This window comes from Streptomyces sp. NPDC002669, assembly GCF_042889165.1.
Lineage (GTDB): Bacteria > Actinomycetota > Actinomycetes > Streptomycetales > Streptomycetaceae > Streptomyces.
Genome location: NZ_JBIAQQ010000005.1, coordinates 51,911 through 68,626 on the forward strand (window position 1 = coordinate 51,911; position 16,716 = coordinate 68,626).

A 16,716-nucleotide genomic window follows, 5' to 3' on the forward strand; every position below is an offset into this window, starting at 1 on the left:
ACCGGATGACGCGGCATCGTCGCGAGCGGCCCCGGGGCCTCAGGTGTTGGAGGTGCCCCAGTCGTCCTCGGCGCCGTCGCGGGCGCGGTCCCGCAGCGAGCGCATCCGCTCGGCGACCGGGGCGGGCACCTTGGCGCCGACCTTGTCGCTCATCGCGTGGTACGCCTTTCCGGCCATCTGCCGGCCGTTCTGCGCCGCGGACTCGGCGGTGTTGCGCACGGCCGGGTTCCGGGCGAACCGGCGCGCTGATTCCTTCATCTGTTCGTAGCGCTCGCGCCCGGCCCGTGTCCCGATCACGTATCCGAGGGCCAGTCCGGCGATGAACGTGAGCCGGTACCGCATGGCTGTCACCCTTCCTTGCTCAGTGCGACGCTCGTGCGACGTGTGCCGGACGTGTGCCGTCCGGCTGCCGGACGGCGCCGGAGATCACCCCGGGGATACCGATTGGCAAAGCACCCCCCTGCTTGCGCTAATGTATGTGTCGCAGCGAACGCGCGCCGCCCGGCATCCGCCAGGCAGGTAGGGTTCGGTGCACATGCAGCAATCCCCTGTAGCTCAATTGGCAGAGCAGCCGGCTGTTAACCGGCAGGTTACTGGTTCGAGTCCAGTCGGGGGAGCGCGATCCCCTGTAGCTCAATTGGCAGAGCATTCGGCTGTTAACCGGAGGGTTACTGGTTCGAGTCCAGTCGGGGGAGCGGAACGGAAGAGGGCCCCACGGGGTCCTCTTTCGCATGCCCGTCGCCGTTCGGCGCCGTGATGCGTGGGGGGTGCATGTGACTCTTTCGAGGTCTGTTTCGCCCCTTCCGGAACCGGGCAGCCGTCGGCGCGGTCCTCATGGTCAGGCGAAGCCGACCATCCGGAGCGAGAGATCGTATGACCGGCTATGCTGCGGCAGACGGCGCGCACACTTGTACGCGCCACGCCGAAAAGGGGCGGTAGCTCAGCCGGTTAGAGCAGCGGACTCATAATCCGTCGGCCGTGGGTTCGAGTCCCACCCGCCCCACCGAAGTTCCCCTGGCAGAATCGTTCTGACCTGGTGAAACATAAGGGCCCCCAGTCTGCTGGGGGCCTTTTGCGTTGCCCGGGGCGGGGGGCTGCCCGGTGTCCGGCGGGCCCGCGGGTCCGGGGCGGCCCGCGGGTGGGACGTCGCGGCCCGTGGGGGAGGAGCCGGGCGGGTACGGGCACTTCGGCCGGGGCCGCCCGGCGGCACATGCGACGGTGTGCCAACTTCCGATGGGTGCGCCGGACTTCACCGGCCGCGCCGCGAGCGCCCGGCGGCCGGAGCCGTCCGGGCCGCCGCGGGCGTCGTGACGGCCCCGCGCTCCGGGCGTCCCGCCGTCCGCGGCCGGGCGGCGTCGCGGGCCGTGCGAAGCGCGTGGGAAGGGGCGGGGCGTGCCGCCCGCAGTGGTGCTCGGAGAGTCATCAATGGGTAACTCTCCGATGGAATGTGACGTTTCACGACTTTTAATGCTGATTGTGGCTTGTACGACTTGTTGGTCGTAGGGGGTGGACGTAGTGTCGGAAGTGCCGCTGCAGAAGCAAGGAGTGGCACAGCATCCTCCGAAGGAGACGAAGATGAACGTACGCAGCATCTTCGACCACAGGGACAGGGGCCGCGGTCGAGGCGGACGTGGATACGGACGCGGACGTGGATACGGACGTGGACGTGGACGCGGATTCCGTGACTACGGCTATGACGACTACGACTACGGCTATGGCGGCCGTGGACGTGGGTGGGGTTGCTGACCCCCCTTCCCTGACGCCAAACCTGGTACGAGGCAGGCTCGCGCGCATCGCGCGGGTCCGCTTCGTGTTTTTGGGGCCCGTGCCCGCGGGGGAGCGCCGCGGCCCCGCCGTCCACGGCGACGGTCCATGACCCCCAGTACCTCTGTGACGTGACGCCCATGCGCCTTCGCAGTTCACTCCAGCGTCCGGCCCGCACCGAAGAGCCGCCCCAGGACTCGGTGACGGACATTCCGATCCGCACCGACCCCATCAGCATCATGATGGCGTTCCGGCGCTTCTGGCCCTTGACCAGAGGAGACCGGCGCTGGCTGATCGTGGTCTTCGTGTGCGCCGTCCTGGCCGCCCTCGCCGAGACCATCACGGTCCTGCTCTTCGCCGAACTCACCGACACCGCCCTGCAACGGGGCGACGTCAGTGCCTTCTGGAAACCCGCCGGCCAGTGGCTCGCCGTCGCGGTCACCGGTGCCGTGGTGGGGTACCTGGGCAGCTCCCTCGCGGCCTGGACCGCCGAACGCTTCGTCCTGCGGCTGCGGGCCCGCGTCTTCGGCCACATCCAGACGCTGCCGCCGCACTTCTTCCAGCGCAACCGCCGCGGCGACCTGGTGGAACGGCTGACCGGCGACGTGGAGGCCATCGAGGCCCTGGTGGTCTCCGGCATCGTCGGCACGGCCTCGGCCCTGTTCGGCACCATCTTCTACGCCGGCGCCGCCCTGATGCTGCGCTGGGACCTGGCGCTCGCCACCTTCCTCATGGTCCCGCTGCTCCTGATCGTCACCGGCCGGTTCGCCGGGCCGCTGCGCGCGGTGTCCCGGCGCGGCCGGGCGGCGGACGGCGCCATCACGGCGGTGGTCGAGGAGACGCTGGTCAACGTCGTCATGACCCAGGCGTACAACCGGCAGCAGGACGAGGAGAAGCGGCTCGCGGACAAGGCGCGGGTACGGCTGCGGACCGCCGTGAAGGCCGTCCGCCTCACCGAGTTCTACGAGCAGTTCGTCGAGGTCCTCGAAACGCTCTGCGTCCTGACCATCATCGGCCTGGGGGCGTGGGAGATCTCCGCGGGCCGGATGACCCTCGGGGAACTCCTCGCCTTCGCCGCCTTCATCGGCTACCTCTACCCGCCGATCCGCTCGCTGGGACAGCTCGGCCTGACCGCCACCGCGGCGACCGCGGGAGCCGAACGACTGCTGGAGATCCTCGATTCCCGGCCCGCCGTCACCGACCCGGCCTCCTCCGTGCCCGAGCCGCCCCGGAGCCGGGCACTCGGCGAGGTGGAGGCGTGCCACGTCTTCTTCCGCTACCCCAACGGCGCCGAACCGGTGCTCCGGGACCTCTCGTTCACCGCGAGCCCCGGGGAACTCCTGGTCATCACCGGGCCCAGCGGTGCGGGCAAGTCGACCCTGGCGGCGCTGCTGCTGAGGTTCTACGACCCCGACTCCGGCAGCATCCGGCTGGACGGCGTCTCCGCGGACCGGCTGCCGCTGACCCACCTGCGCCGGAACATCACGCTGCTGCCCCAGGACACGCTCGTGCTGCACGACACCATCGAGGAGAACATCGGCTGCGGGCGCCCGGACGCGAGCCACCACGACGTCGTGGAGGCCGCGCGGGCCGCCGATGCCGACGCGTTCATCCGCGCCCTGCCGGATGGGTATGACACCGTCATATCCACCGGCACCCCCCGGCTGTCCGGCGGCCAGCTGCAACGCATCGCCATCGCCCGCGCCATGCTGCGCGACGCCCCCGTGCTCCTGCTCGACGAACCCACCACCGGGCTGGACCGGCTGGCCGCCCGGCGCATCCTCACCCCGCTGCGGCGACTGGCCCGCGGCCGCACCACCATCGTGATCACCCACGACCTGGCCCTCGCCGCGGACGCCGACCGCGTCCTGGTCCTGGACGAGGGGCGGCTGGTGGAGTCCGGCACACACGCCCAGCTCCTCGGCAACAGCGGCCTGTACGCCACGCTCTTCGAACGTCGCGCCCGGCAGCACGACGGGGCCGGGCCCCGGTCCGCCGAACCGTCAGGAGTCCACTGGAGCTGAGGGACCGTACCCCCCGACGGGCCGGCCGCCGCGGGACGCCGACGGACCGGGCGGGCCCCGCGGCCGGAAACGGGCCGTGCCCGGCAGCGGCCGGGACACCGCTCGTTACCATCCGCTGTGACCGAAACGACCGAAGGACCCGCCCGCCGCACCCGCATATTCGCCGACCTGACGCCGCTGAGGACCTCTCCCGACTACCGGCGGCTCTGGTTCGGGAACACGGTCTCCTGGGTCGGGCAGGGGATGACGTCGCTCGCCGTCTCGCTCCAGGTCTACGACATCACCGGATCGGCCTTCTCGGTCGGACTCATCGGCTTCTGCTCGTTCCTGCCGCTCGTCGTCTTCGGACTGTACGGCGGCGCCGTCGCGGACACCCTCGACCGGCGCAAGCTGGGGCTGGTCAGCGCGTCCGGCTCGTTCGCGCTCTCCCTCGTCCTGCTCGCCGCCGCCGTCGCCGGGGTGGAGCAGGTGGGCCTGCTGTACGCGGTCGTGGCCCTCCAGGCGGCCTGCTTCGCGGTCAACGCACCGGCCCGCAGCTCGATGATCGCCCGGCTGCTGCCGGCCGAGCAGCTGCCCGCGGCGAACGCCCTCAACTCCATGACCAGCACCACCGGCATGCTGGCCGGACCGATGCTCGGCGGCCTCGTCGTCGGCTGGTGGGGCTACCGGGCCGCGTACACCGTCGACGTGATCACCTTCACCGCCTCGCTGTACGCGATGTGGCGGCTGCCCGCGATGCTGCCGCAGCGCGAGGAGGGCTCGGGGGACAAGCGGGCGTCGGTCGCGGACGGGCTGCGCTTCCTGGGGACCAGGCCCAATCTGCGGATGACCTTCTTCACCGACCTGTGCGCCATGGTGCTGGCCCACCCCCGGGCGCTGTTCCCCGTCGTCGCCGTCCTCTGGTACGGGGGCGACGCGAAGACCACCGGTCTGCTGGTCGCCGCCCCCGCGCTGGGCGCGCTGCTCGGCGGGGTGTTCTCCGGATGGCTGGGCCGCGTCCGGCGCCACGGCCTCGCGGTGCTGCTGGCCGTGGCCGGCTGGGGCGCGGCCGTCGCGGTCTTCGGACTGACCCGTCAGCTCTGGCTCGGGCTGATCTTCCTGGCGCTCGCCGGGTGCGCGGACAACACGTCGATGGTCTTCCGCAACACCATGCTCCAGGCGGCCGTGCCGGACGAGATGCGAGGACGGCTCCAGGGCGTGTTCATCGTCGTCGTGGCGGGCGGGCCCAGGCTCGGCGACTTCCTGGCCGGATCGGTCGCCGACCTGGCCTCGCCCGGCCTGGCGGTGACCGGGGGCGGCATCGCCTGTGTCGTCGCCGTGACCCTGCTGGGGCTGCGGTGGCGCGGGTTCGCACGGTACGACGCGCAGAACCCGCAGCCGTGACGCCGCTGGACGGGAGGGGGACCACCCCGCCCGCGTCTCACCCCCGCGACGCGCCCCCGTTCCCGCCTCCGTCCGGCGCCGGTCCCACCACCGAGCGGGCGAAGCCCAGCTCCACCAGGTCCTGGGGGCGCAGCCGCAGCTGGTCCGCCGTGGCCCGCACCTCCTCCGGCGGGCGCTTCAGGATCGCCGCCGCCAGTTCCGGGGCGATGACCGAGAAGTAGCTGTCCCGGGTGACATGGGTGTTCTCCGGGGAGGCCAGCGCCAGTGCGCCGCCCGAACCGCCCTCGCCGATCACCAGGGTGGTGAGGGGCACCCGGGCCGCGGCCACGGCCGCGAACGCGTCGGCGATGGCGGCGCCCGCCCCGGCCCGCTCCGCCGCCGCGTCGTTCGCCGCGCCCGGGGTGTCGATCAGGGTGAGCACGGGCACGCCGAGCCGGTCCGCCAGCCGGATCACCCTGGCCGCCGTGCGGTAACCGGCCGGGCGGGTCGCGGTGCCGCACTGGGCGACGTACGCCACCGAGCGGTCCTCGCGCCGCCCGAAACCGCACAGCAGCCCCGGGTCCGTGCCCCCGCAGCGGTCGCCGCGCAGCGGGAGCCGGTGCTCGAAGTACGCGTCCAGATACGCCTCGGCGCGCGGCCGGGACGCGGCACGCGCCTGCCGGACCGCGTCCCAGCCGGTCGCCGGGAGACCGGTGGCGGACAGGGCGTCCGGCACCGGGGCGGGCCGGGACGCGGACTGCGGGGCGAGCGCCCGCAGCCAGCCGGCCACCGTCCCCGGCAGCTCCCCGGGCGCGACGACCGCGTCGATCTGGCCCGCGGCCAGCTGCCCCTCCGCGGTGTACGCGTGGGGGTCGGCGTCGGCGGGCCGCACCCGGGAACCGGCGAACCCGACCTGGGCGCCCGGCAGCGCCAGGATCACGTCGGCGCCCGCGCCCAGCGTGGCCCAGCCGCCGCCGGTCGTCGGGTCGCGCACCACCGCGAGCTGCGCGGGGCCCGCCGCCCGCAGCCGCGCCGAGGCCCCGGCCACCCGCTGGAGCTGGGTCAGGGCGACCATGCCCTCCTGCATCCGGCTGCCGCCCGTCGCGATGAGCGAGACGAGCGGCAGCGACCGGGTCCGGGCGGCCTCGTACGCGGCCACCAGCCGGTCCCCGGTGCGCTGCCCCAGCGAGCCGCCCAGGAAGCCGAACTCGAACGAGACCAGGACGCAGCGCTGCCCGCCGACGGTGGCGAGGCCGTGCACGACGGACTCGGCCTCGCCGGTACGGGCGGCGGCGCGGGCCCGGGAGTCCGCGTACCCGCGCCAGGACAGCGGCCCGTCCCCGGTGCCGTCGACGCCGCCGGGGCCGTTGCCGGTGAGCTCCTCGAACTCCGTGGTGAGCGCCGCGATCGCCGCCCTCGCCGTCAGCCGCTCAGGCATGGAGCGACCTCTTCATGATCTTGCCGAGGTCGTTGCGGGGCAGCGCGTCCAGGTAGCGGACCGTGCGGGGGCGCTTGTGCGGGGACAGCTGGGCGGCCACGTGGTCGGCCAGCTCGTCGGCGGACGGAGGAGCGGCCGGGTCGGCCGGCACCACCCAGGCGACGATCCGCTCGCCCAGGTCCGGGTCCGGCTCGCCGGTGACCGCGGCCTCGCGGACCCGGGGGTGCTCCAGCAGCGCGTTCTCGATCTCTCCGGCGCCGATCTTGTAACCGCCGCTCTTGATCAGGTCGGTGGCCTTGCGGCCGACGATCCGCACGTAGCCGTCGGGGTCGCGGGTGGCCATGTCGCCGGTGCGGAACCAGCCGTCCGCGGTGAGTGCGGCGGCCGTGGCGTCGGGGCGGTTCAGGTAGCCGATGAAGAGGTTCGGGCCGCGTACCTGGATCTCGCCGATGGCGCCGGGGTCGGCGAGGACGGTGCCGTCCTCCTCGACCAGCCGGAGTTCGACGCCGCGCAGGGGCGCGCCGACCGTGCCGGGACGCGGTTCGCCGTCGGCCCGCACGCCGGTGTTCATCAGGGTTTCCGTCATGCCGTACCGCTCGATGACCCGGCGGCCCGTCGCCGCCGCGATCCGCTCGTGGTCGTGGACCGGCAGCGCGGCCGAGCCGGACACCAGCAGCCGGGCCCCGGCCAGCGCCTTCGCCAGCGCGTCCGCGCCCGGCGCCGCGCCGTCGAGGGCCTCGGCGAGCCGGTGGTACATCGTCGGCACGCCGAAGAGCATGGTGCCGCCGGACGACAGCTCCCGGGCCACCCCCTCGGTGCTGAACCGGCCCAGGTGCCGCACCGAGCCGCCCCGGCGCAGCGGCCCGAGCACGCCCAGGATCAGGCCGTGCACATGGAACAGCGGCAGGGCGTGGACCAGCACGTCGTCCCCGGTCCACCGCCAGGCGTCCTCCAGCGCGTCGAGCGACGCGGCGATCGCGCGGCGCGGCAGCACCGCCCCCTTGGGAGGGCCCGTGGTGCCGGAGGTGTAGACGATCAGGGCGGGGGACTCGGGGGAGGGCTCGGGGAAGTCGGCGCGCGGGCCCCCGCCGGCCGTGTCGACGTCGATGCGGTCCAGCGCGTCGAGCACCGGCGGGAGCGTGTCGTCAGCCCCGGCCAGCACCACGGCCGGGGCGCTGTCGGCCACGATGTGGGCGAGTTCGCGGGTGCCCGTCTTCGGATTCAGCGGCACCGCGGGCACCCCGGCCCGCAGCGCGGCCACGACGGCGACCACCGTCGCGGGGGTGGGCGTGGCCCATACGGCGACCCGTCCGGCACCCGCGAGACGCCCGGCGAGCGCGGTGGAAGCGGCGGCCAACTGGTCGTAGGTCATGGCGTGTTCGCCGAATCGGACGGCTTCCCGGGTCGAACCGTCGGACGGCACAGACAGAAGAGGAGTCACCCACCGCACCCTAGCGAGACGGCGGTCCCCACGACCCGTCGTACGTTCCGTGACGCCGCGCACACGCCCCCGGCCGGAGCGCGTGCGCGGGCGCGCGGGACGGGCGGACCCGCCCGGCGGTTCCGGGGCCCGCCGCCCCGGGCGGCTCACTCCCGCCGGACGTTCCGCATCCGGCCGTACGCGTACACGCATCCCGCGAGCGCCAGGTCCGACAACAGCATGAAGCCGATCGAGTACGAATCCTTCGCGCTGTAGATCGCCCCCATCACCAGGGGCGGAACGAAACCGCCCAGGCCGCCCATCGCCCCGACGATCCCGGTCACGCTGCCCACCTGCGCCTGCGGCGTCACCTGGGAGACCAGGGCGAAGACGCTGCCGCTCGACGTGCCCAGGCCGGCCGCCATGCAGAGCAGGGCGATCGTGCCGCCCGGGGCCAGTGGCGGGTCGAACGCCTGGACGATCGCCATCAGGGCGGCCAGGCCGAGCGCCGCCGCCGTGACCAGGGCCGGGTGGACCCGGTCCGACAGCCAGCCGCCGATCGGCCGGAAGACGACCGTGACCAGGGCGAACCCGGCGGCCTTCGTGCCGGCGTCGGTGGGCGACAGGTCGTACCAGGTCTTCAGGTACGTGGGGAGGTAGACGCCGAACGCGACGATTCCGCCGAAGCCGATCGCGTACAGCGCGGACAGCTCCCAGGTGACCCGCAGCCGCCCCGCGCCGGCCAGCCGGCGGCCGAGGGACTCCTTCGGCACCATCCGGTCGGGCCGGTCGCCGACCAGCACCGCGGCCAGCGCCGCGTAGACCACGAGCGCCGCCGCGACCACCAGGAACGGCAGGTTGTCGCCGTGCTGGGCGATCCGCGGAGTGAAGTACCCGGACAGGGCGACGCCGCCCATGCCCATCCCGAACACCCCGAGCGCGAGGCCCCGCTTGGCCGGGGGGAACCAGGAGTTGACCAGCGGGATGCCGATCGCGAACGTGGTGCCGCCCAGGCCCAGCAGGAAACCCACGGCGAGCATCGCGCCGTACGAGTCCCTCGCCGGGATCAGCAGCAGCACGGGTACGACGGTGAGCGCCGAGACCAGCGGGAACATCAGCCGGGCGCCGTACTTGTCGGTGAGCGCGCCGACCGGCACCCGGCCCACCGAACCGACCAGCACCGGCACCGCGACCAGCAGCGACTGCTCGAACGAGGACAGCGCGAGCCGCTCCTTGAAGTCCCCGGCCAGGGGCGCGATCAGATTCCAGGCCCAGAAGGTCAGCCCGAATCCGATCGTGGCCATCACGAGGTTGCGGTAGGCGGTCGCGGACGGTGCGTCGACCGGGGCGGAAGCCTGCTTGACGGCGGTGTCCACCCCCTCAGTCAAGGGCGTGCGACGGTCGCGGGCCTGCCGGAAGGGGCCATGCGGGGCAACGCCGCCGGGGGCGGGCATCCCGGTCGACGGGCTCCCCGGCCGCGGCTCGCACCGTCGCGAACCGGACAAAGCTGAGACAATCGCGGTATGGACCGGCTGGACAGAGAAATCCTCGGCATCCTCCAGGAGGATGCCCGGATCTCGTACCGCGACCTGGGCGTGCGGGTCGGGCTCAGCGCCAATGCCGCGGCCGACCGGGTGCGGCGGTTGCGCCGGGACGGCGTCATCCGGGGCTTCACCGTGATCATCGATCCGGCCGCCGACACCCGCACCGGCCTCGTCGTCTTCATCGACGTGACGCTGCGGATCGACACGACGAACGAGGTGTTCGAGCGGGCGGTGCTCGCCCTGCCCGGCATCACCGAGGTGGTCCATGTGACCGGCGGCCACGACTATCTCGTACGGGCCGCCGTCGCCGACACCGCGGCCCTGGACGGGCTGCTGCGCAGGCTCAAGCGGGAGGCCGGCGTCGCGCACTCCAACACCCGGGTCGCGCTCAGGGCGGCGCCCGCGCGATGAGGAGACGGCGGTGCCCGCACGATGAGGGGCCGCGTGACGTGACGGGGGCCTCGTGACGGTGCTCGTGCGGGAGGCGGTCAGAGCGGTTCCTGCCAGGTGAAGGTCGCCGGGCGCGAGCCGTCCTCCTCGCGGCCGTCGTCGGCGACCGTCAGCCGGACCGCGGTCCGCCCGTCCGGGAGAGCGGCCGTCGCGTCCACCTCCACCTCGATCGCCGACACCCCGGCCCGCCGGTGCGCGGTGGCGAGGGCGCCCCGCAGCGCGGTGAGCAGCCGGCCGGCCAAGGGGTCCCGGACCAGGGCGTCGACCGCCCCGGTGAAGTGCACCGACGGCTGGAAGCCGAGCACGACGGAGGCGCCCCCGGTCTCCCGCAGCACCCGGCCGCGAAAGGTGGCGGGCGCCTCGGCGGGCGGCTGCTGGAGGGCGAAGATTGTCGTCCGCACCTCCTGGATGGTGGAGTCCAGCTCGTCGACCGCCCTGCCGAGCAGTTCGTCCGTCTCCGGGGCGACGGCCCTGCGACGGGTCGACTCCAGCATCATCTCGGTCGCGAACAGCCGCTGCACCACGAGGTCGTGCAGGTCGCGGGCGATCCGGTCCCGGTCCTCGTACACCGCCAGCTGCTCCCGGTCGTGCTGGGCGGCCGCCAGCACCAGCGCGAGCGCGGCCTGCGAGGCGAACTGGGAGGCCAGCAGTCGGTCCACGGCCGTGTACGGGCGGGCGCCGCGCCGCCGGGGCAGGGCGAGGGTGCCGATCAGCCGGCCGCCGCTGCGCAGCGGCAGCATCATGCTGGGACCGAACCGGGTCCGCACATGCGTCGTCATCCGGGGATCGGTGGCCGAGTCCTCGATGAACACCGGCTCCCCGCCGAGCAGTTGGACCAGCACGTCGGAGCCGGGCGCGATGGTCGTGCCGACGATGCCGGCCGGGTCGTCGCGCGTGGACGCGGTGACGATCTCCATGCCGCCCTCCGCGTTCGGCTGGAGGATGACCCCGGCGGACGCGTCGGCCAGCACCCGGGCGCCCTCGGCGACGGTCGTCAGCGCGTCGGCCGGGTTCCCGCCGCTCAGCAGCGCGTTGGTGACGGCGGCGGCCCCCTCGATCCAGCGCTCCCGCTGCCGGGCCGCCTCGTACAGCCGGGCGTTGGCGATCGCGATCCCGGCCTGCGAGGCCAGCGCCTTCAGCACCGCCGCGTCCGCTTCGGTGAAGACGCCGACGCGCTTGTTGGTGAGGTAGAGGTTGCCGAAGACCTGCCCGTGCACCCGGATCGGCGCCCCGAGGAAGGACCGCGCCGGCGGATGGCCGGGCGGCACCCCGCAGGAGCGCGGGTCGGTGCTCAGGTCGTCGGAGCGCACCGGCTCCGACGCGCCGACGAGGAGGCCGAGCATCCCCGAGTGCCCGTCCGGGAAGTCGCCGATGCGCCGCCGCTCGTCCTCGTCGAGGCCCGAGGTGAACAACTCGCCGATGGTGCCGCGCTCCTGGTCGAGCACGCCGAGCGCGCCCTGCCGGGCCCCGGTCAGGGTGGTCGTGGTGTCCACGATCTGCTGGAGGGTGGCCCGCAGCCCGAGGTCGGTACCGATGCTGAGCACCGCCTCCAGGAACATCGGCAGCCCGGACGCCGCGGGCGGGGCTTCGGTCTCGTCGGGCACGGGTCGCGCCCCCTTCGTGCTCAGCAGGCGAGCGGGTCGAGGACCATCGGCTCGATCCGGCCGTCCAGCATGGCGCCGAGCCCCAGCACCGCGCAGACGTCCGGCCGTTCCGCGATGTGCACCGGCATGCCCGTCGCGTCCCGCAGCATCTGGTCGAGACCGGGCAGCAGGGCGCTGCCGCCGACCATCATGATCCCGCAGTCCACGAGATCGGCCACCAGGTCGGGCGGGCAGTCGCGCAGGATCTTGCCGAGCCCGTCCAGGACGCCGGTGAGCGGGGCGTGGATGGCCTGGCGCACGGCCGCCGTCTCGACCCGCACCGAACGGGCCAGGCCCGTCGCCACGTCCCGGCCGTGGATCTCGGTCGTGGCGGGCCCCCGTGAGGTCAGGCCGCTGCTGCTGAGCGCCAGTTGCAGCGGGCGCACGGACTGGCTCGGCAGCATCAGCGCGTGGTGCTGGCGCAGGTGCTGGATGACCGCGTGGTCGATGGCGTCGCCGCCGACCGGGATGCGCACGGCGCTCACGATCGAACCGAGCGAGAGCACCGCGATCTGGGTGGTCGCCGCCCCGCACACCATGATCATGGTCGCGGTCGGCTGCTCCACCGGCAGCCCGCAGCCGACGGCCGCCGCGATCAGGGTGTCGACCAGCTCGACCCGCCGGGCCCCGAGCCCCACCAGGGTCTCCACGGCGGCCCGCTGGGCGAGCGGATCGCTGTCGTGCGGGGTGCAGGCGGCGGCCCGCAGCCAGGGCTTGCGGCGCAACTGGCGGCGGAGCTTCTCGCCGAGCAGGTGGCGGAGCATGCGCTGGGCCATCTCGATGTCGATGACGGTTCCGCCGGAGACCGGGCGGACCACCCGGATGTAGTCGGGGGTGCGGCCCGTCATCTGTTCGGCGAGCGCGCCGACCGCGATGAGCGAACCGGTACGCGTGTTCACCGCGGCGACGCTCGGCTCGTCCACGACGAGCCCCAGCCCCTTGACGTACACGCGGGTCCGGGCGGCCCCGAGGTCGACGGCGACATGGCAACGGCGCAACTGCTCAAGACTGACGGTCACGGCAGGTTCTCCCGGGAGCGCGGACGGGTGGGCACCGGCCGGGCTGCGGCCGGTTCTCTCTCGCATGGTGCGCCCTGCGCGGCCGCGGCGCGCGCTGGGAGGCGCCGGAGGAGGGTACGGAGCTGACGCCCCGACAGGAAGGGCGACGGTCCGCCCCGGCCCGGCCCGCTCCGGGGCCGCGCGCCCCGGTTCACCCCGGCAGCAGTCGCTGGAACAGCCCCCAGGTGAACTCGGCGACGTACGGCTGCCCCGTCCCCGGACCGGTGATCGCCAGGGCCCACCTGGTGGGCGCGCCGCCCTCCATCGGCCGGGCCGGCGGGAAGGCCCGCGCGACCTCGTCCACCGTGGCCGACCAGGGCCGCAGGTCCGCGATCGCGCGCAGCTGCGGGCCCGGCGCTCCCGGCGCCCGCACCAGCCATTCGTTCCACACGGCGCCGCCCGGCGCGACCGTCACCTCGAACCGCAGGTCCGGCCAGAGCGGCACCGGCCATCGCAGTACGTCGCACTCCAGGTCGCCGACCGTGCGGCGCCCGGACGACTCGGGTTCGCCGAGCACCGAACGGTGGCGGTGCGGGGCGCCCCGGCCGCGCGGCGCCCGCGTCATGGCCTGCCAGCGGCGGTTGGCCTCGCGCATCTCGGCGGACGAGGCGCCCAGTTCGCGCCGGGCGTCCTCGACCAGGTCGGGCCGGTGATCGGCCATCCGGCGCAGCAGGACGAGCTGGAACTCACGGGGGCCGAAGGGCGCGGACGCGGTCATGGCACCACGCTTCCACACGACGGCCCGCACCACCGGTCGGCCCCGTGCCACCGGCCCGCCCCGCGTTCATCCGTCGGCCGCAGGGAGAAGCCGGTCTCCCGGCGGGGAGACTGTCAGCCGCAGGAGGGGCCCGGCTGCTCCGGCAGGAGGGCCGGGCCGCCCAGCATCCGTCGCAGCAGGTCCCGCAGCAGCGCGCGGTCCCCGTCCGACAGCCGGGCCAGCGGCTCCCGCGCGAAGGTGAGCGACTCGCGCAGCTCCCGCGCGATCCGCGCCCCCTGCTCCGTCGGGGCGGCCAGCTTCACCCGCCGGTCGGCGGGGTCGGGCCTGCGCTCCACCAGGCCGCGGGACTCCAGCCGGTCGACGATGCCCGTGACGTTCGACGGCTCGCACTTCAGCTTCTGGGCGATCCGGCGCATGGGCATCGGCTCCAGCACGAGCAGCCCGAGCACGCGTGCCTGCGCGCCGGTGAGCGAGTGGGCGGCGGCGGCCTCGTCGTACTCCTCGTGGTAGCGCGCCACGACGGTGCCGATGAGCTCGACCACCTCAAGGGTCAGAGGGTCTGTGCGAGGGGTGGGCATGACACCCAGGATAGCCGGTTGCTTGACAAGGTGAAATATTCAGGAGCATGGTTGTTTCACATCATGAAATATTTCGTCCGCCGGTCCGGTGACGGGCCGGACCGGACCCGCACGGACCCGGCCCCCAGGGGCCCGGCCCCCGGGCGGAGCGTTCCCCCACCCCGTGAGCCATTGAGGAGAACCCGAGCCATGTCCGCAGCACTTCCCGCGTCCGGCCGTGAATGGCACCTCGTCGCCCGCCCCCACGGCTGGCCGAAGGCCGAGGACCTCGCGCTGCGTGAGGTTCCGGTCGCCGCCCCCGGCGAGGGCCGCGTCCTGGTCCGCAACCGGTACTTCTCGGTCGACCCGTACATGCGCGGCCGGATGAACGACGTGAAGTCGTACGTGCCGCCCTTCAAGCTCGACCGGCCCATGGACGGCGGCGCGGTCGGCGAGGTCATCGCCTCGAACGCGGTGGGCATCGAGGTCGGCGACCACGTTCTGCACGGCCTCGGCTGGCGCGAGTACGCCGACGTCCCGGCCGAGCACGCCGTGAAGGTCGATCCGTCCGTCGCCCCGCTCTCCGCCTACCTCGGCGTGCTCGGCATGACCGGGCTCACCGCCTACGCGGGCCTCTTCGACGTCGCCTCCTTCAAGGAGGGCGACGCCGTGTTCGTCTCCGGCGCGGCCGGTGCGGTCGGCAGCCAGGTCGGCCAGATGGCGAAGCTCAGGGGCGCCTCGCGGGTCATCGGCTCGGCCGGCTCCGACGAGAAGGTCAGGCTTCTCGTGGAGGAGTACGGCTTCGACGCCGCCTTCAACTACAAGAACGGCCCCGTGGTCGACCAGCTGCGCGAGGCCGCCCCCGACGGCATCGACGTCTACTTCGACAACGTCGGCGGCGAGCACCTCGAAGCGGCGATCTCCGTCCTCAACACGCACGGCCGCGTCACCGTCTGCGGCATGATCGCCCAGTACAACGCCACCGAGCCGACGCCCGGCCCGCGCAACCTCGCCCTCGTCATCGGCAAGCGGCTGCGCATCCAGGGCATGCTCGTCGGCGACCACTCCGACCTCCAGCCGCAGTTCGTCCAGGAGGTCGCCGGCTGGCTGGCCTCGGGCGAGCTGAAGTACCGCGAGACCACCGTCGAGGGCATCGAGAACGGCTTCGACGCCTTCCTCGGTCTGCTCCGCGGCGAGAACACCGGAAAGATGATCGTCTCCCTCGCCTGACAGCCGCTCCGGCACACCCGTTACTCTCATCGGCAGGCCGTCGCGATCGTGGGCGCGAGTCGCGGCGCACAGCAGGAGGAATCCTCAGCATGACCATTCAGGACATCAACGTGCTCTACACCGCCGTCGCCACCGCCGAGAACGGCCGTGACGGCCGCGTCTCGTCCGACGACGGCAACCTCGACGTCGTCGTCAACCCGCCCAAGGCCATGGGCGGCAGCGGCGCGGGCACCAACCCGGAGCAGCTCTTCGCGGCGGGCTACAGCGCCTGCTTCCAGGGCGCGCTGGGCGTCGTGGCCCGCCAGGAGAAGGCGGACATCTCCGGCTCCACGGTGACCGCCGCGGTCGGCATCGGCAAGACCGCCGAGGGCGGCTTCGGCCTGGAGGTCGCGATCACCGCGACCATCCCGAACGTCGACGCCGACACCGCGCGGGCCCTCGTCGAGAAGGCCCACCAGGTGTGCCCGTACTCGAACGCCACGCGCGGCAACATCAAGGTGGAGCTGTCGGTCGCCTGACCCGTCCGCCCGCTTGAGCCGGGGGAGCCCCGGACCGCCCGGCCCCGGCTTCCTGTTCGAAGGCCCCCGCCGCTCCCAGTACGCTGGCGCCATGCGTGATCTTGGGGCGGGCTTCGGCTACTTGATAAAGGGACAGCGCTGGGTCGGACGGCACGGGCGCTGGTTCGGCTTCGGCCTGCTGCCCGGACTCGTCACGCTCGTGCTGTACGCGGCGGCGTTCATCGGCCTCGGGTACGGCGCCGACGACCTGGTGGGCTGGGCGACCCCGTTCGCCGACGACTGGTCATCACCCTGGCAGGGCCTGCTGCGCACCACCCTGACCGTGCTGGTCTTCGGCCTCGGCCTGTTCCTCGCCGTGATCACGTTCACCGCCGTGACGCTGCTGGTGGGCCAGCCCTTCTACGAGTCGCTGTCCGAGCAGGTGGACCGCACCGAGGGCGGCGAGGTCCCCGAGTCCGGGCTGCCGCTCTGGCGGGAGCTGTGGATCTCCGCCCGTGACAGCGTCCGGGTCCTGGTGCGGGTGGGGCTCTACTCGGCGCTGCTCTTCGCCCTCGGATTCATCCCGGTCATCGGCCAGACCGTCATCCCCGCGCTCGGCTTCTGCGTCACCGGCTACTTCCTCGCCGAGGAGCTGACCGCCGTCGCGCTCCAGCGCCGCGGCATGGAGCTGAGGAAACGGCTCGTGCTGCTCCGCAGCCGCCGCGCACTGGTCCTCGGCTTCGGCGTGCCGCTGGCGCTGGTCTTCCTGATCCCGTTCGTCGCCGTGTTCCTGATGCCGGGCGCCGTCGCCGGGGCCACCCTGCTGGCACGGGACCTGGTGCCGGCCGACGGCGCGGCCGGGGACGACAGGGCCGACGACCCCGGGGATCGGCCGCGGGGCGGGAACGCGGCGCCGAACCCGTACGCCCCCGACCGGGACTGAACCGCCCCGCCCCGGCGCCTCCTGGGTGGTGCGCGCCTCCGGCGCCCCCTCGATCCGCTCCGGTCCGG

At 73.5% G+C, this 16,716-nt stretch carries 14 protein-coding genes and 3 tRNA genes; 9 read left to right on the top strand and 8 right to left on the bottom strand.

All coding sequences use genetic code 11. The annotated features are described in order from the left end of the window. Positions 1 to 39 precede the first annotated feature (39 nt). Positions 40 to 342: a YtxH domain-containing protein gene (locus ACFYW1_RS09235; RefSeq protein WP_388990146.1), complete on the bottom strand. Its 303-nt coding sequence runs from the start codon at positions 340 to 342 to the stop codon at positions 40 to 42. Between the two features lie 202 nt (positions 343 to 544). Between ACFYW1_RS09235 and ACFYW1_RS09240 the strand changes: the two genes are divergently transcribed. The 5 genes from ACFYW1_RS09240 to ACFYW1_RS09260 all read left to right on the top strand — a co-directional run bounded on the left by ACFYW1_RS09240 (position 545) and on the right by ACFYW1_RS09260 (position 5,171). Continuing rightward, positions 545 to 617: transfer RNA gene (locus tag ACFYW1_RS09240), tRNA-Asn, on the top strand. 5 nt (positions 618 to 622) lie between these two features. Then, a tRNA-Asn gene (locus ACFYW1_RS09245) sits at positions 623 to 695 on the top strand. A 234-nt stretch (positions 696 to 929) separates the two neighbouring features. After that, positions 930 to 1,003, top strand: a tRNA-Ile gene (locus tag ACFYW1_RS09250). Between the two features lie 1,000 nt (positions 1,004 to 2,003). Continuing rightward, positions 2,004 to 3,788, top strand: coding sequence for an ABC transporter ATP-binding protein (locus tag ACFYW1_RS09255; RefSeq protein WP_388990148.1), 1,785 nt, complete (start codon positions 2,004 to 2,006; stop codon positions 3,786 to 3,788). A gap of 117 nt (positions 3,789 to 3,905) precedes the next feature. Further along, positions 3,906 to 5,171, top strand: a complete 1,266-nt coding sequence (locus ACFYW1_RS09260) for an MFS transporter (RefSeq protein WP_388989446.1) — start codon at positions 3,906 to 3,908, stop codon at positions 5,169 to 5,171. A gap of 37 nt (positions 5,172 to 5,208) precedes the next feature. On the opposite strand, the gene ACFYW1_RS09265 is transcribed toward ACFYW1_RS09260, so the two are convergent. The 3 genes from ACFYW1_RS09265 to ACFYW1_RS09275 form a co-directional block, all read right to left on the bottom strand. Further along, positions 5,209 to 6,588, bottom strand: a complete 1,380-nt coding sequence (locus tag ACFYW1_RS09265; protein ID WP_388989449.1) for a carboxyl transferase domain-containing protein — start codon at positions 6,586 to 6,588, stop codon at positions 5,209 to 5,211. Continuing rightward, positions 6,581 to 7,960 carry an acyl-CoA synthetase gene (locus tag ACFYW1_RS09270; RefSeq protein ID WP_388990150.1) on the bottom strand — a complete coding sequence of 460 codons (1,380 nt, stop codon included), beginning with the start codon at positions 7,958 to 7,960 and terminating at the stop codon, positions 6,581 to 6,583. Before ACFYW1_RS09270 ends, ACFYW1_RS09265 begins: the two co-directional genes overlap by 8 nt. A gap of 215 nt (positions 7,961 to 8,175) precedes the next feature. Then, complete coding sequence (locus ACFYW1_RS09275) at positions 8,176 to 9,384, bottom strand: MFS transporter (protein ID WP_388989452.1); 1,209 nt, start codon at positions 9,382 to 9,384, stop codon at positions 8,176 to 8,178. A 147-nt stretch (positions 9,385 to 9,531) separates the two neighbouring features. On the opposite strand from ACFYW1_RS09275, the gene ACFYW1_RS09280 reads away from it, so the two are divergent. Next, on the top strand, positions 9,532 to 9,963 hold the full coding sequence (locus tag ACFYW1_RS09280) for an Lrp/AsnC family transcriptional regulator (protein WP_383762678.1): 432 nt from the start codon (positions 9,532 to 9,534) through the stop codon (positions 9,961 to 9,963). Between the two features lie 77 nt (positions 9,964 to 10,040). Here ACFYW1_RS09280 and ACFYW1_RS09285 read toward each other — a convergent pair whose 3' ends face one another. The 4 genes from ACFYW1_RS09285 to ACFYW1_RS09300 form a co-directional block, all read right to left on the bottom strand. Further along, positions 10,041 to 11,561 (bottom strand): GAF domain-containing protein, encoded by a 1,521-nt coding sequence (locus ACFYW1_RS09285; RefSeq protein ID WP_388990152.1) that lies wholly within the window; start codon positions 11,559 to 11,561, stop codon positions 10,041 to 10,043. A 65-nt stretch (positions 11,562 to 11,626) separates the two neighbouring features. Beyond that, positions 11,627 to 12,664: a rod shape-determining protein gene (locus ACFYW1_RS09290; RefSeq protein ID WP_388989456.1), complete on the bottom strand. Its 1,038-nt coding sequence runs from the start codon at positions 12,662 to 12,664 to the stop codon at positions 11,627 to 11,629. 190 nt (positions 12,665 to 12,854) lie between these two features. Further along, positions 12,855 to 13,421 (bottom strand): hypothetical protein, encoded by a 567-nt coding sequence (locus ACFYW1_RS09295; RefSeq protein ID WP_388989459.1) that lies wholly within the window; start codon positions 13,419 to 13,421, stop codon positions 12,855 to 12,857. A 113-nt stretch (positions 13,422 to 13,534) separates the two neighbouring features. Then, positions 13,535 to 13,999, bottom strand: coding sequence for a MarR family winged helix-turn-helix transcriptional regulator (locus ACFYW1_RS09300; protein WP_388989462.1), 465 nt, complete (start codon positions 13,997 to 13,999; stop codon positions 13,535 to 13,537). A 189-nt stretch (positions 14,000 to 14,188) separates the two neighbouring features. Here ACFYW1_RS09300 and ACFYW1_RS09305 point away from each other — a divergent pair, with 189 nt between their 5' ends. The 3 genes from ACFYW1_RS09305 to ACFYW1_RS09315 all read left to right on the top strand — a co-directional run bounded on the left by ACFYW1_RS09305 (position 14,189) and on the right by ACFYW1_RS09315 (position 16,648). Next, entirely contained in the window at positions 14,189 to 15,208 is a 1,020-nt protein-coding gene (locus tag ACFYW1_RS09305) for an NADP-dependent oxidoreductase (protein ID WP_388989465.1), read from the top strand. Positions 15,209 to 15,297: 89 nt separating this feature from the next. Next, positions 15,298 to 15,726, top strand: a complete 429-nt coding sequence (locus tag ACFYW1_RS09310) for an organic hydroperoxide resistance protein (RefSeq protein WP_388989469.1) — start codon at positions 15,298 to 15,300, stop codon at positions 15,724 to 15,726. Positions 15,727 to 15,817: 91 nt separating this feature from the next. Then, positions 15,818 to 16,648: an EI24 domain-containing protein gene (locus ACFYW1_RS09315; RefSeq protein ID WP_388989472.1), complete on the top strand. Its 831-nt coding sequence runs from the start codon at positions 15,818 to 15,820 to the stop codon at positions 16,646 to 16,648. The last annotated feature ends 68 nt before the right edge of the window (positions 16,649 to 16,716 follow it).

What these genes read in the sequence shown, in the direction of transcription:
- ACFYW1_RS09310 (WP_388989469.1), top strand. Translation starts at nt 15,298, where the DNA reads ATGACCATTCAGGACATCAACGTGCTCTACACCGCCGTCGCCACCGCC.
- ACFYW1_RS09265 (WP_388989449.1), bottom strand. Translation starts at nt 6,588, where the DNA reads ATGCCTGAGCGGCTGACGGCGAGGGCGGCGATCGCGGCGCTCACCACG.
- ACFYW1_RS09305 (WP_388989465.1), top strand. Translation starts at nt 14,189, where the DNA reads ATGTCCGCAGCACTTCCCGCGTCCGGCCGTGAATGGCACCTCGTCGCC.
- ACFYW1_RS09295 (WP_388989459.1), bottom strand. Translation starts at nt 13,421, where the DNA reads ATGACCGCGTCCGCGCCCTTCGGCCCCCGTGAGTTCCAGCTCGTCCTG.
- ACFYW1_RS09255 (WP_388990148.1), top strand. Translation starts at nt 2,004, where the DNA reads ATGATGGCGTTCCGGCGCTTCTGGCCCTTGACCAGAGGAGACCGGCGC.
- ACFYW1_RS09270 (WP_388990150.1), bottom strand. Translation starts at nt 7,960, where the DNA reads ATGACCTACGACCAGTTGGCCGCCGCTTCCACCGCGCTCGCCGGGCGT.
- ACFYW1_RS09285 (WP_388990152.1), bottom strand. Translation starts at nt 11,561, where the DNA reads ATGTTCCTGGAGGCGGTGCTCAGCATCGGTACCGACCTCGGGCTGCGG.
- ACFYW1_RS09235 (WP_388990146.1), bottom strand. Translation starts at nt 342, where the DNA reads ATGCGGTACCGGCTCACGTTCATCGCCGGACTGGCCCTCGGATACGTG.
- ACFYW1_RS09300 (WP_388989462.1), bottom strand. Translation starts at nt 13,999, where the DNA reads ATGCCCACCCCTCGCACAGACCCTCTGACCCTTGAGGTGGTCGAGCTC.
- ACFYW1_RS09280 (WP_383762678.1), top strand. Translation starts at nt 9,532, where the DNA reads ATGGACCGGCTGGACAGAGAAATCCTCGGCATCCTCCAGGAGGATGCC.
- ACFYW1_RS09315 (WP_388989472.1), top strand. Translation starts at nt 15,818, where the DNA reads ATGCGTGATCTTGGGGCGGGCTTCGGCTACTTGATAAAGGGACAGCGC.